This window comes from Azospirillum endophyticum, from assembly GCF_016595245.1.
Classification (GTDB): domain Bacteria; phylum Pseudomonadota; class Alphaproteobacteria; order Azospirillales; family Azospirillaceae; genus Azospirillum; species Azospirillum endophyticum.
In genome coordinates this window covers 342,396-355,389 of record NZ_JAENHM010000060.1, presented here as the reverse complement: position 1 = coordinate 355,389, position 12,994 = coordinate 342,396, and the positions used below count along the sequence as shown (strand labels likewise).

Genomic DNA, 12,994 nt, shown 5'->3' with positions numbered 1-12,994 from the left:
GCCGCAGGATATCCACGCCTTCCCAGCCGCCCGAGCTATGGTCTATTTGGTGAAGCAGAGCACCGATTCGGTGGCACCAGACGGGCGCACATAGGACCGCCGGCCCGGGTTGATGTCGGACATGGAGCGCAGGTGGAAGGCCTTGCTCTGTCCAAGCGTCAGGCCGTGATACGCGCCGATCTCAGCGATGATCTTGGGCAGATCGTTGTGGATGTCCTTGTAGTAGGAATCTTGCACCACCAGGACCCCACGTCCGCCCGGCTTGAGGCCAAAGGCCAGCCGCTTCATCGAGCGAGACATCTTGTCGAAGTAGTCGAGATGGGTGCGATAATAGTAGCCGCCCGAGGCCTTCGAGGGGTGGGACTTCAAGGCGTCGAGGAAGCTGAGGCACGTCTCGCCCCAGCCCTCGTCAACCTCGATTTCCACGCCTGGGACCTGCGTCGAACCAATCATTTGGCGACCCAGGGCGCGCTCTGTCGTCTTCAGCAACGGCGCCAGCACTGCGAGTTCGATGCGCGTCGCGGCAGTGTAATCGATCCGCGTGCAGTACGGCGGCGATGTCAGCACGAAATCGACGCTGTTGGCGGCGAGATCCATGGAGACTGTATCCGACAAGCTGACCCGACAATCCCCGGAGTGAGGAACCTTTTTCAGGCGCAGGTCCGCTTCGCGCTTCTCCGCCAGGGCCGCGGTCATGCCGCGGACATTGCCGCCGAAGCCGCGTGCGATAGTGGCCTGGGTTGCTGAAATCCGGGCCTCATCAGCCTTGGGCGCGCGCAGCCAAGTGGGGTTTGACGACCGGAAGGGCGCCACCAGCCGGCGGCAGGCGGCGAACAAGGCCACATAGAGCGTCGCCGCCGTTCCCGAGATCCGATCGAGGTGAACCCCGTCCGGCGACTTGGTCATGCTGCCGATCAGGCTGCGGCGGATATTCTGTTCGATGCCCCGGACAAACGCGGCGGTCGCAGGATCGAACCAGCCGAGGAGCGCATCATCAGGCTGCAGCGCTGGAGGCGCCGAGCGGGTGTGGGACAGGATCGTCGCGGCCAGGGGCCGAAGGTGGTCGGCCTCGCTAGGGGGCAGCAGGCGGGCGCGCGCGACGATGATCATTACTGGGTTTAGATCGATCCCGATGGAGTTCAGGCCGAGCGACGTCGCCGTATAGGTCGTGGTGCCGCTGCCGTTCCACGGATCCAGCACGACGGCGCTGCGTGGCAGCTTGGCGCTCTGCAACAGCTCGCGCGCAAACAGCTCCGAGTAACCGGCGTAGTAGGGGAAGAAGCCCTCCCAGCCAGTCTGAAGGCGCTTGTTGCGCTTTGGCGAAACGATGCGAAGCCGCTTGACCATCAGCAGGCTCCGGGATGGGCGGGAGGGCAGTGAGATCGCCTGATCATGGCGCATAGCCCCGTTGGCGGCGTAGCGTGATTCCCAGTCGGGTGATCTCGGCCGGCAGCAATGCGGCCTGCAGCAGGCCGATCGGGACCGTTCCCGATAATGCGGAAAAGGCGCGATCGTAGATGGCGACGCAGGCGCCGGTAGTCAGGCGCGAGTTGAACAGGATAGCGTCGACGTCCGTCATCTGATCATGGACAGCTTGAGAGAAGGTCTGGCCGACCGCGTGGTCGCGAGCCCGACTTGCGTCGGTGTCGACGCCCAGTTCGTAGGCCGCCGCCCCTCGCAGGTCGAGCAGCGTGAGGTCACGGCTGGAGCTGATGGCGGTTAGGCACATCTGCTCCAGGTGAGGTCGATAGAGATAGCGCCGTGACTTGCCTTCAAAGCGGTCCCGTACGACGGCCTCGGCGAACGCAGTGGGGAAGTTGTCCGCCGCGTAGAGCACGCGGAAGGAGTCGGTCGGGCTGGAGTAACGGCTCGAGCCGAACCCGGCGCCAGCCGGCGTCGCCCGGTGCCTTGTGGGCAGGATACGCGGCCAGTCGGAGAGACGCGCGGTGATCACCCGGTCACGAAGTTTGGACGCAACGAGCTTCACGTGTAATCAAAGGCGCCTGCCGCCGCGCTCACGACGCCACGAACGTTGCCGGCATGCAGGGCGTCGATTGGGGCCTTGCCGTCCGTTATCCGATTGGGCGCGATCAACCACTCCCACGTCTCTTCAGCTGAGGCGAAATGCTCCGCCACCTCGGCGAGACCTTCCACAGGCCGGCACCGATCAAACTGCCGAAGGGGATATACGAAGTTCCGCAACCCCTTTCGCAGGGCGATGACCTTTCCGGCCTTACGCCAGTTGTCAAGGGTGCCCCGCGCGATGCTGAGCCTCTGGACTAAATCTCCAGCCCCGACGAGTTCGCTCTCGACCCAGTCGGCCGTTTCATCGTCGACGGTGATTGCGTCCAGAAGCCTGCCGCCCTCCGCCGCCGAGACGACCGGGCCGACACCGTCGCCCTGTAGTACACTGTCTTCGGAAGAGGTCGACGACGACAATGATTTCGATTCTCGCCGACGGATCGCCTTCGCGACGGCCGGCACAGCCACCTTCAGCGTCGAAGCCAATTCGACAAGGTCATGCATGGGCATGCGCTCGACCTTGCTTTCAATCGCCTTGGTCAGGGCGGCCCGCGTAAGATGGGATGGCTTCGATGGTCTCATTACGTGCCTCCTGGTACAATGTAAGCGGATTAGGCAGAATAGGCAACTCCTGCACTGCAAATTAGCTTCGTTGAAGGTGGTTGGCTGAGGGGATTATCGATACCCGCCACTATCTCGTCCTATAGCTCTGAACGTCCAATTCCTACCGGAGCCTGATAGTTAGGTCTCCATAGGAAGCGGCCTTGGCCAAAATTCCAATTCGGGCCAAAAACGGGTACTCACATATCCCTTCTGCACCCGAAATTCTAAAAAACTCCCAAAAAGGATCAAAATCCTATATTCTCTCCGCAATGTCCACCCTCTTGCGGAGCCACCCCATGCCGATCGACACCCGCACCCTCGCCAACGACCATTTCCCCTGCTGGGCGAAGGAGCCCCCGGTTCCCTCCGAAGGCGCGCTGGTCCCCGGTTCGCAGTTCCATGAGGAGCAGTGGATCATGGCCGCCGGCATGCTGTCCCGCGGCAGTTCCTTCCTTCATGTCTCCCGCGCCATGGGCTGCAGCCGCACCACCCTGTGGCGCGCCTATTACGGATCCAAGGATTTCCGTCACAGGGTGTGGTGGGAGCGGCAAGCCTTGAACCGCGAGGCCGAGCTGCGGCTGTCCTCGCTACGCATCCTGGTCGCCGAGCAGATCGAGCGGCTGGTCGCCGCCGGCGATCCCTCCACCGTCCGCTGGCTGGCCGAACGCCTCGGCCTCTTCGCCGCCCTCGACCTGCCGGCAACCACCCGGCAAGCCGCCCAGCCGGACCATCCGCCCGCCCCGAAGCCGGCCCCCAGGCCCGACGATCCTCCCGCCGTCACCGTCCCCGAACTCGACGACGACATCCCCGGCGCGCTGCGCGAGCGCACGCCGCCCGATCCGCGCGCCGTCGCCGCCATCGTTGCCAGCCCGGAAGGCGAAGGCCCCAAGGGCGTCTTCCCCTGGACCCTCAACCAGCATGAGCCCTATCCCAACCTCAACCCCGGCCCGGTGAGCCGCCGCGCCGCCGGTCCCTTCACCCGTCCCCGGTAAGAGGCCGGCCGGCAGATGCAACATCCGCCGGGATCTGTTCCACGCCGTTCCATCCCCCTGTCGGCCATCCCACCACCAGACGAGGCCACCGAACGCACCAGCACGCTTGATCGCACGGCCGAACTGTCCGACCCTGCGGGGCCATTCGCCTGTCGAGGATCCCGCGATGACCGCCGGCCCAGCCTTTACCTGTGTGCTCGATGCCCGTGCCAAGCTGGGGGAGGGGCCGGTCTGGTCGGTGGACGAGCAGGCGCTCTATTGGGTCGACATCAAGGGCCGGGCGCTGAACCGCTTCGATCCGGCCACCGGCGCCAATCGTGCGATGGCGCTGCCGGAGGAGATCGGCTGCGTCGCCCCGCGCAAGGGTGGCGGCTTCATCGCCGGCCTGCGCTCCGGCCTGTGGCAGCTGGACGGGGAGGGCCGGCCGGTGACCTGCCTCGCCGCCAATCCGGAGGGTCAGGGCGCCAGCCGCTTCAACGACGGCAAGACCGACCCCGCCGGCCGCTATCTCGCCGGCACGCTGGACGAGCCGAAAGCCGGCGGCAAGGCGCATCTCTACCGCTACGACCGCCACGGGCTGGCGGTGCTGGCCGGCGGGCTGCTGACCTCCAACGGGCTGGCCTTCAGCCCGGACGGGCGCACGCTCTACCATGCCGACACCCCGACCTTCACCGTCCGCCGCTACCGCTACGACCCGGCGACCGGCGCGATCTCCGACGGCGAGGTCTTTTTCCGGCTGGAGCCGAAGGACGGCGACCGCGGCCGGCCGGACGGGGCGGCGGTGGATGCGCAGGGCTGCTACTGGTCGGCGCTCTACGAGGGCGGGCGGGTCGCGCGTTTCTCGCCGGACGGGGGGCTGCTGTCGGAACACCCGGTGCCGGCGCGCTGCCCGACCATGGTGGCCTTCGGCGGCCCCGACCTGCGCACGCTCTACGTCACCACCGCCAGCGCCGGCCGGCCGGCGGACGAGCTGGAGCGGCTGCCGCAATCCGGCGGCCTGTTCGCCATGACGGTCGAGGTGCCGGGCCTGCCGGTGCCGCCCTTCGATCCGGCGGCCTGACGGGCGGGAAGGGGAGCCGGGGCAGGGGAGAGGTCATCGATGTTCCGCAAGTTCGTCTATCTGCTGGCGCTGGCGCGCGAGAAGCATTTCGGCCGGGCGGCGGAGAGCTGCCACGTCTCGCAGCCGACCCTGTCCAACGCCATCCGCCAGCTGGAGGAGGAGCTGCAGGTCCCCATCGTCGAGCGCGGCCAGAAGTTCGAGGGCTTCACCCCGGAAGGGCTGAAGGTGCTGGAATACGCCCGCCGCATCGTCGGCGAGCGCGACAATTTGCGGCACGAGCTGCTGGCGCTGGCCCAGGGCGTCACCGGCCATCTGCGGCTCGGCGCCATCCCCACCGCCTTGCCGGCGGTGCCCCATGTGCTGACGCCCTTCACCACCCGCTTCCCGCATATCCGCTCCACCGTCGTCTCGCTCAGTTCGCGCGAGATCCAGCGCGGGCTGGACGAGTTCGAGCTGGACGCCGCCGTCACCTATCTCGACAACGAACCGCTGAACAACGTCCGCACCCTGCCGCTCTACACCGAGCGCTACCACCTTCTGGCCCGCCGCGACGAGCTGGCGGACGCGCTGATCGCGCAAGGGGCGGTGCCGTGGGAGAAGGCGGCGGCCCTGCGGCTCTGCCTGCTGACTCCGGACATGCAGAACCGCCGCATCGCCGACACCGCCTTCCGCATGACCGGGCGGACGGTCGAGCCGGCGATGGAGACCAACTCCATCGTCACCCTCTACACCCTGGTGCGCGCCGGCACCTGCGCCAGCATCGTCCCCGGCCAGCTGCTGACCTTCGTGCCGCCGCATCCGGACATCGTCGCCCTGCCGCTGGTCGACCCGGATCTGAGCCATGTCGTCGGGCTGGCCTATGCCGACCGCGACCCGCCGCCGCCGCTGGCCAAGGCGCTGGCGGTGGCGGCGGCGGACGCCGACATCGCCCAGCGCATGGCGATCAGCGTGGCCGACGCCATGATCCCCTGGCGGGTGGCGATCCGTTGAGCGGCGGCCGGCGGGCGGAGCGCAGCCTACAGCGCCGCGGCGATGGCCTGTCCGACCTCGCCGGTCCGCGCCGTTCCGCCGACGTCGGGCGTGCGCGGCCCGTCGGCCAGCACCGTCTCGATGGCGGCCATGATCGCGTCATGGGCGGCGGTGAAGGCGGCGTCGCCATTGCCGAGGAAGTCGAGCATCATGGCGCCCGACCAGATCATCGCGACCGGGTTGGCGATCTGCCGGCCGTAGATGTCCGGCGCCGAGCCGTGCACCGGCTCGAACAGCGAGGGGAAGCGGCGCTCGGGGTTCAGGTTGGCGGATGCCGCCAGCCCCATCGTGCCGGTGCAGGCCGGCCCCAGGTCCGACAGGATGTCGCCGAACAGGTTGGAGGCGACCACGACGTCGAAGCGGTCGGGCTGCATGACGAAGCGCGCCGACAGGATGTCGATGTGCTGCTTGTCCCAGGCGACCTCCGGATAGGCCTTGCCCATCTCCGCCACCCGCTCGTCCCAATAGGGCATGCTGATCGAGATGCCGTTGGACTTGGTGGCGGCGGTCAGCTTGCGGCGCGGCCGGCTTTGGGCCAGCTCGAAGGCGAATTTCAGGATGCGGTCGACGCCGTGGCGGGTGAACACCGCCTCCTGCAGGACGAACTCGCGCTCGGTTCCTTCGAACATCCGGCCGCCGACCGAGGAATATTCGCCCTCGGTGTTCTCGCGCACCACGAAGAAGTCGATGTCGCCGGGCTTGCGGCCGGCGAGCGGGCAGGGCACGCCGGGCAGCAGCCGGACCGGGCGCAGGTTCACATACTGGTCGAACTCCCGGCGGAACTTGATCAGCGATCCCCACAGCGAGATGTGGTCGGGCACCTTGTCCGGCCAGCCGACCGCGCCGAAGAAGATGGCGTCGAAGCCCTTCAGCGTCTCGAACCAGTCGTCCGGCATCATCCGGCCATGGTCGAGGTAATAGTCGCAGCTGGCCCAGTCGAAATGGGTGAATTCGATCGACAGCCCGAACTTCGCCGCCGCCGCCTGCACCACCCGGATGCCTTCCGGCAGCACTTCCTTGCCGATGCCGTCGCCGGCGATCGCGGCGATCCTGTAGGTCCTGCTCATTCGTCCCTCCCATCGATTGCGGCCCGCCCCCGCTCCCGCTCTGGGCATGATCGGACCGGCGGCATCCAGCATAGCCGCTGCCGCGGCGTTGATAATGCCCCGCTCCATGCACCCGGAATTCACGGATCGTGAACGACGAGCCGCACATCCGCGACCTGCGCGTCTTCTGCCTCGTGCTCCGCCGCAACGGCTTCGCCGCCGCCGCCGAGGCGCTGGGGGCGTCCCCGGCCTATGTCAGCAAGCGCATCCAGGTGCTGGAAGCCAGCCTGGGGGTGAAGCTCCTGCACCGCAGCACCCGGCGCATCGCCGCGACCGAGGCGGGGGAGCGGGTCCACCGCTGGGCGCAGACCATCCTCGCCGACATGGACGGGCTGGTGGAGGAGGTGGCGGCGACCAAGCTCAACCCGCGCGGGCTGGTCCGCATCAGCAGCAGCCTGGGCTTCGGCCGCGTCCATGTCGCCCCGGCCCTGGCGGCGCTGGCCGATCTCTATCCAGAGCTGGAGCTCCGCTTCGACGTCTCGGACCGCCTGACCGACCTCGTCGGCGAGGGCATCGACCTCGACATCCGCATCGGCAACACGATCGCGCCGCAGCTGATCGCCCGCCGGCTCGCCGGCAACCGCCGCATCCTCTGCGCCGCCCCGGCCTATCTCGAACGGCGCGGCGTTCCGCTCCGGCCGGACGATTTGACGGAGCACGACTGCCTCGTCATCAAGGAACGCGACCATCCCTTCGGCCTCTGGCGGCTGAGCGGCCCGGAGGGCGACGTTTCCGTCCGCGTCGCCGGGTCGCTCTCGTCCAACCATGGCGAGATCGTCCACCAATGGGCGATGGCCGGGCGCGGCATCATGCTGCGGTCCCTGTGGGATGTCCGCACCGCGCTGTCCAGCGGCGCGCTGGTGCCGCTGCTGCCCGCCTACAGCCAGCCGGCCGACATCTGGGCCGTCTATCCCGCCCGCCTGACGAACTCCGCGAAGCTGCGGGTCTGCGTCGAATTCTTCGAGCGGCATTTCCGCGGCATCGGGCTGGAGGGCGCTTCTTGATAGCCAAAAGCTATCAGCCAATCAGAAAATACAATTTGCTGGTATACCGTATCCTCCGCCACTGTGACGGTACCGGACGACGAGAGACGGCCGGAAAAAACCCAGCAGTACCAAGCCAGAACGACGCCGACCCCAAGTGCGGCGCGGACGATCGCAAGGAGGGACACCCGTGAACGCTTGCCATCCGTGGAGCGCTGAGCGCGCCATGACGATTGTCGAAGACAATCGGCATCTGCGCGGCGCCCTGCTGCCGATCCTCCACGCCCTGCAGGAAGAATTCGGCTACATCGACGAACAGGCCATCCCCCTGCTGGCGACGGAGCTGAACCTCTCGCGCGCCGACGTGCATGGCGTGGTGTCCTTCTACCATGAATTCCGCCGCGAGAAGCCCGGCCGCCACATCATCAAGGTCTGCCGGGCCGAGGCCTGCCAGTCGATGGGCGCCAACGCGCTGGTCGACCACATCAAGACCCGGCTGCAGGTCGATTTCCACGGCACCACCGCCGACGGCGCCTTCACGCTGGAACCGGTCTTCTGCCTCGGCAACTGCGCCCTGTCCCCCGCGGTGATGATCGACGAGAACCTGCACGGCCGGGTCTCGCTCGACCGCTTCGACGAACTGGCGGCCGAGACGCGGGCCAACCCGACGGCCCATCAGCAAATCCCCCGTGCCCTGAGCCACTCCCATAAGGGTCACGCGCAATGAGCGGCCATCTGATCACCGTCTTCGTCCCGCGCGATTCCGCCGCCCTGTCGGTCGGCGCCGACGCCGTGGCCGCCGCCATCCGGGCCGAGGCCTCCTCGCGCGGGCTGCCGCTGCGCATCGTCCGCAACGGCTCGCGCGGCATGCTCTACCTGGAACCGCTGGTCGAGGTGGAAACGCCGGAAGGCCGCGTCGCCTATGGCCCGGTCACCCCGGCCGACGTCCCCGGCCTGTTCGACGCCGGTTTCCTGACCGGCGGAACCCATGCGCTGGGCCATGGCCTGACCGAGGAAATCCCCTATTTCAAGAAGCAGGAACGGCTGACCTTCGCGCGCTGCGGCATCATCGACCCGCTGTCGGTCGAGGACTACCGCGCCCATGGCGGCTTCCGCGGCCTTGAGAACGCGCTGGCGATGACCCAGGCGGACATCGTCAAGATGGTGACCGACAGCGGCCTGCGCGGCCGCGGTGGTGCCGGCTTCCCCACCGGCATCAAGTGGAACACGGTGATGCAGGCCAAGGCGGACGAGAAGTTCGTCTGCTGCAACGCCGACGAGGGCGACAGCGGCACCTTCGCCGACCGCATGATCATCGAAGGCGACCCCTTCTGCCTGATCGAGGGCATGACCATCGCCGCCATCGCGGTGGGGGCGACCTCCGGCTACGTCTACATGCGCTCGGAATACCCGCACGCCACGGCGACCCTGCGCCACGCCATCAAGCTCGCCTATGACGAGGGCTGGCTCGGCGACAACATCCACGGCACCGACCGCACCTTCCACCTCGACGTCCGCGTCGGCGCCGGCGCCTACATCTGCGGCGAAGAGACCGCGATGCTGGAAAGCCTGGAAGGCAAGCGCGGCATGGTGCGCGCCAAGCCGCCGCTGCCGGCGCTCGAAGGCCTGTTCGGCAAGCCGACCGTGGTCAACAACGTGCTGTCGCTCTGCTCGGTGCCGATCATCCTCGACAAGGGCGGCGCGTATTACCGCGACTTCGGCGTCGGCCGGTCGCGCGGCACGCTGCCCTTCCAGCTGGCCGGCAACCTCCGCCAAGGCGGCATCGTCGAGAAGGCCTTCGGCATCACCCTGCACGAACTGCTCTATGATTTCGGCGGCGGCACCATCACCGGCCGGCCGATCCGCGCCGTGCAGGTCGGCGGCCCGCTCGGCGCCTACCTGCCGCCCTCGCAGTTCGACCTGCCCAAGGATTACGAGGCCTTCGCCGCGCAGGACGCGATGGTCGGCCACGGCGGCATCGTCGTCTTCGACGACAGCGTCGACATGGCCCAGCAGGCCCGCTTCGCCATGGAGTTCTGCGTGGCGGAATCCTGCGGCAAATGCACCCCCTGCCGCATCGGCTCGACCCGCGGCATGGAGACGCTGGACAAGATCATCGCCGGCAAGAACGTCGACGCGAACCTGGACCTGCTCGCCGACCTCTGCGACGTCATGGTGGACGGCTCGCTCTGCGCCATGGGCGGCATGACGCCCTATCCGGTGCGCAGCGCGGTGAAGCACTTCCCGGAAGACTTCCGCAAGAAGCAGCACGCCGTCCGCGTCACCCACATCGCCGCCGAATAACGAGCGACCCCAGGAGCACCCGAGATGACCCTCATCCACGAGACCGACTACGGCACTCCCGCCCGCGTCTCCGAGACCCTGGTGACGCTGGAGATCGACGGCCGCAGCATCACCGTTCCCGACGGCACCTCCGTGATGCGCGCCGCGATGGACGCCGGCATCACCGTGCCCAAGCTGTGCGCCACCGACAGCCTGGAGCCCTTCGGTTCCTGCCGCCTCTGCGCGGTCGAGATCGAGGGGCGCCGCGGCACCCCGGCGTCCTGCACCACCCCCGTCGCCCCCGGCATGAAGGTCTACACCCAGACCGACAAGCTGGCGAAGCTGCGCCGCGGCGTGATGGAGCTGTACATCTCCGACCATCCGCTCGACTGCCTGACCTGCGCCGCCAACGGTGATTGCGAGTTGCAGGACATGGCGGGAGCGGTGGGTCTGCGCAACGTCCGGTACGGTTTCGACGGCGAAAACCATCGCGCCGCCGCCAAGGACGAGAGCAACCCGTACTTCACCTTCGACGCCTCCAAGTGCATCGTCTGCTCGCGCTGCGTCCGCGCCTGCCAGGAGACCCAGGGCACCTTCGCGCTGACCATCGACGGCCGCGGCTTCGCCTCGTCGGTGTCGCCGGGCGCCAACGAGAGCTTCATGGACAGCGAGTGCGTGTCCTGCGGCGCCTGCGTCCAGGCCTGCCCGACCGCGACCCTGACCGAGAAGTCGATCATCGAGCACGGCCAGCCCGAGCACAGCGTCATCACCACCTGCGCCTATTGCGGCGTTGGCTGCTCCTTCAAGGCCGAGCTGCAGGGCACCACGGTGGTGCGCATGACCCCGTGGAAGGACGGCGGCGCCAACGAGGGCCACTCCTGCGTCAAGGGCCGCTTCGCCTGGGGCTACGCCACCCACAAGGACCGCATCATGAAGCCCATGGTGCGCGAGAAGATCACCGACCCGTGGCGCGAAGTGTCGTGGGAGGAGGCGATCGCCTACGCCGCCGAGCGTCTGAAGGCGGTGCAGGCCAAGTATGGCCGCGGCTCCATCGGCGGCATCACCTCGTCGCGCTGCACCAATGAAGAGGTCTATGTCGTCCAGAAGATGATCCGGGCGGCTTTCGGCACCAACAACATCGACACCTGCGCCCGCGTCTGCCATTCGCCGACCGGCTACGGCCTGTCGCAGACCTTCGGCACCTCGGCCGGCACCCAGGATTTCCGCAGCGTCGACAAGTCCGACGTCATCCTGGTCATCGGCGCCAACCCGACCGACGGCCACCCGGTGTTCGGCTCGCGCATGAAGAAGCGCCTGCGCGCCGGGGCCAAGCTGATCGTCGTCGATCCGCGCCGCATCGATCTGGTGCGCAGCCCGCACGTCCAGGCCGAATACCACCTCCAGCTCCAGCCCGGCACCAACGTCGCCGTGGTCAACGCCATCGCCCACACCATCGTCACCGAGGGGCTGGTCAACCGCGCCTTCGTCGAGGGCCGTTGCGATCCCAAGGAGTTCGCGAAGTGGGAGGCGTTCATCGCCGAGCACCGCAACTCGCCGGAATATCTGCAATCGCGCACCGGCGTCCCGGCCGATCAGGTCCGCGCCGCCGCCCGCCTCTACGCCACCGGCGGCAACGCCGCGATCTATTACGGGCTGGGCGTGACCGAGCACAGCCAGGGTTCCAGCACGGTGATGGCGATCGCCAACCTCGCGATGGCGACCGGCAACATCGGCCGCGAGGGCGTCGGCGTGAACCCGCTGCGCGGCCAGAACAACGTGCAGGGCTCCTGCGACATGGGCTCCTTCCCGCACGAGCTGCCGGGCTACCGCCACGTCTCCGACGACGTCGTCCGCCACGAGTTCGAAACCGCCTGGGGCGTCACGCTGGATCCGGAACCCGGCCTGCGCATTCCCAACATGTTCGACAGCGCGCATGACGGCAGCTTCCGCGGCCTGTTCGTCCAGGGCGAGGACATCGTCCAGTCCGACCCCAACACCAACCACGTCACCTCGGCGCTGGAAGCGCTGGACATCGTCATCGTCCAGGACCTGTTCCTGAACGAGACGGCGGCCTTCGCCCATGTCTTCTTCCCCGGCACCTCCTTCCTGGAAAAGGACGGCACCTTCACCAACGCCGAGCGCCGCATCAACCGTGTCCGCAAGGCGATGCCGTCGAAGGTGGGCCGGGACGAGCATTGGGTCGCCTGTGCGCTGGCGACGGCGATGGGCTACCCGATGCACTACGAGACCACCGCGCAGATCATGGACGAGATCGCCCGGCTGACCCCGACCTTCCGCGGTGTCAGCTTCGAGAAGCTCGACCGTGTCGGTAGTGTCCAGTGGCCCTGCACCGGCTTCGAGGACGACGACACCGGCATGGCGATCATGCATGAGGAGAGCTTCGCCCGCGGTCTCGGCCGCTTCGTGATCACCGAATATGTCCCGACCGACGAGCGGACCACGCGGATGTACCCGCTGGTGCTGACCACCGGCCGCATCCTCGCCCACTACAATGTCGGCGCCCAGACCCGGCGCACCGCCAACGTGGCTTGGCATCCGGAGGACGTGCTGGAGATCAACCCGGTGGACGCCGAGATCCGGGGCGTCAAGGACGGCGACATGGTGTCGCTCGCCAGCCGCATGGGGGCGACGACGTTGCGCGCCGTCATCTCCGACCGCATGCCGGCCGGCGTCGTCTACACCACCTTCCACCACCCGGTGACCGGTGCCAACGTCATCACCACCGAGAATTCGGACTGGGCGACCAACTGCCCCGAATACAAAGTGACGGCGGTGCAGGTCGCCCGCAGCAACCAACCGTCGGACTGGCAGGTTGACTATGCGAAGAACGACGTCGAGCGCAAGCGCATCGCCGCCGCCAACGTGATCGCCGCCGAGTGACGGCCTGAGGAGTGG

11 protein-coding genes are annotated in these 12,994 nt (G+C 67.6%); 7 read left to right on the top strand and 4 right to left on the bottom strand.

Features of this window, described 5'->3' with window-relative positions; translation table 11 throughout:
• Nucleotides 1-42: 42 nt before the first annotated feature.
• The 3 genes from JHL17_RS22970 to JHL17_RS22960 are packed head-to-tail and all read right to left on the bottom strand — an operon-like array spanning nucleotide 43 to nucleotide 2,604.
• Entirely contained in the window at nucleotides 43-1,347 is a 1,305-nt protein-coding gene (locus JHL17_RS22970; RefSeq protein WP_200196709.1) for a DNA methyltransferase, read from the bottom strand.
• Between the two features lie 43 nt (nucleotides 1,348-1,390).
• On the bottom strand, nucleotides 1,391-1,987 hold the full coding sequence (locus JHL17_RS22965; protein WP_200196707.1) for an RES domain-containing protein: 597 nt from the start codon (nucleotides 1,985-1,987) through the stop codon (nucleotides 1,391-1,393).
• The gene (locus JHL17_RS22960; RefSeq protein WP_200196705.1) at nucleotides 1,984-2,604 is read right to left on the bottom strand and encodes an antitoxin Xre/MbcA/ParS-like domain-containing protein; all 621 of its coding nucleotides are present in this window, start codon (nucleotides 2,602-2,604) and stop codon (nucleotides 1,984-1,986) included. The genes JHL17_RS22965 and JHL17_RS22960 overlap by 4 nt, the downstream gene beginning before the upstream one ends.
• Before the next feature lie 317 nt (nucleotides 2,605-2,921).
• On the opposite strand from JHL17_RS22960, the gene JHL17_RS22955 reads away from it, so the two are divergent.
• The 3 genes from JHL17_RS22955 to JHL17_RS22945 all read left to right on the top strand — a co-directional run bounded on the left by JHL17_RS22955 (nucleotide 2,922) and on the right by JHL17_RS22945 (nucleotide 5,667).
• The gene (locus JHL17_RS22955) at nucleotides 2,922-3,617 is read left to right on the top strand and encodes a hypothetical protein (RefSeq protein WP_200196704.1); all 696 of its coding nucleotides are present in this window, start codon (nucleotides 2,922-2,924) and stop codon (nucleotides 3,615-3,617) included.
• Nucleotides 3,618-3,783: 166 nt separating this feature from the next.
• On the top strand, nucleotides 3,784-4,677 hold the full coding sequence (locus JHL17_RS22950) for an SMP-30/gluconolactonase/LRE family protein (RefSeq protein WP_200196702.1): 894 nt from the start codon (nucleotides 3,784-3,786) through the stop codon (nucleotides 4,675-4,677).
• Between the two features lie 39 nt (nucleotides 4,678-4,716).
• Nucleotides 4,717-5,667 carry a LysR family transcriptional regulator gene (locus tag JHL17_RS22945; protein ID WP_200196700.1) on the top strand — a complete coding sequence of 317 codons (951 nt, stop codon included), beginning with the start codon at nucleotides 4,717-4,719 and terminating at the stop codon, nucleotides 5,665-5,667.
• Between the two features lie 26 nt (nucleotides 5,668-5,693).
• Here the strand turns inward: JHL17_RS22945 and JHL17_RS22940 are convergent, their stop codons facing one another.
• The gene (locus JHL17_RS22940) at nucleotides 5,694-6,773 is read right to left on the bottom strand and encodes a tartrate dehydrogenase (protein WP_200196698.1); all 1,080 of its coding nucleotides are present in this window, start codon (nucleotides 6,771-6,773) and stop codon (nucleotides 5,694-5,696) included.
• Between the two features lie 128 nt (nucleotides 6,774-6,901).
• On the opposite strand from JHL17_RS22940, the gene JHL17_RS22935 reads away from it, so the two are divergent.
• The 4 genes from JHL17_RS22935 (at nucleotide 6,902) to fdhF (ending at nucleotide 12,979) form a co-directional block, all read left to right on the top strand.
• Nucleotides 6,902-7,816 carry a LysR substrate-binding domain-containing protein gene (locus JHL17_RS22935; RefSeq protein WP_200196696.1) on the top strand — a complete coding sequence of 305 codons (915 nt, stop codon included), beginning with the start codon at nucleotides 6,902-6,904 and terminating at the stop codon, nucleotides 7,814-7,816.
• A gap of 169 nt (nucleotides 7,817-7,985) precedes the next feature.
• Nucleotides 7,986-8,522 (top strand): formate dehydrogenase subunit gamma, encoded by a 537-nt coding sequence (locus JHL17_RS22930; RefSeq protein WP_200196694.1) that lies wholly within the window; start codon nucleotides 7,986-7,988, stop codon nucleotides 8,520-8,522.
• Nucleotides 8,519-10,099 carry a formate dehydrogenase beta subunit gene (locus JHL17_RS22925; RefSeq protein WP_200196692.1) on the top strand — a complete coding sequence of 527 codons (1,581 nt, stop codon included), beginning with the start codon at nucleotides 8,519-8,521 and terminating at the stop codon, nucleotides 10,097-10,099. The genes JHL17_RS22930 and JHL17_RS22925 overlap by 4 nt, the downstream gene beginning before the upstream one ends.
• A 24-nt stretch (nucleotides 10,100-10,123) precedes the next feature.
• Nucleotides 10,124-12,979, top strand: coding sequence for a formate dehydrogenase subunit alpha (fdhF, locus tag JHL17_RS22920; protein WP_200196690.1), 2,856 nt, complete (start codon nucleotides 10,124-10,126; stop codon nucleotides 12,977-12,979).
• Nucleotides 12,980-12,994 lie beyond the last annotated feature (15 nt).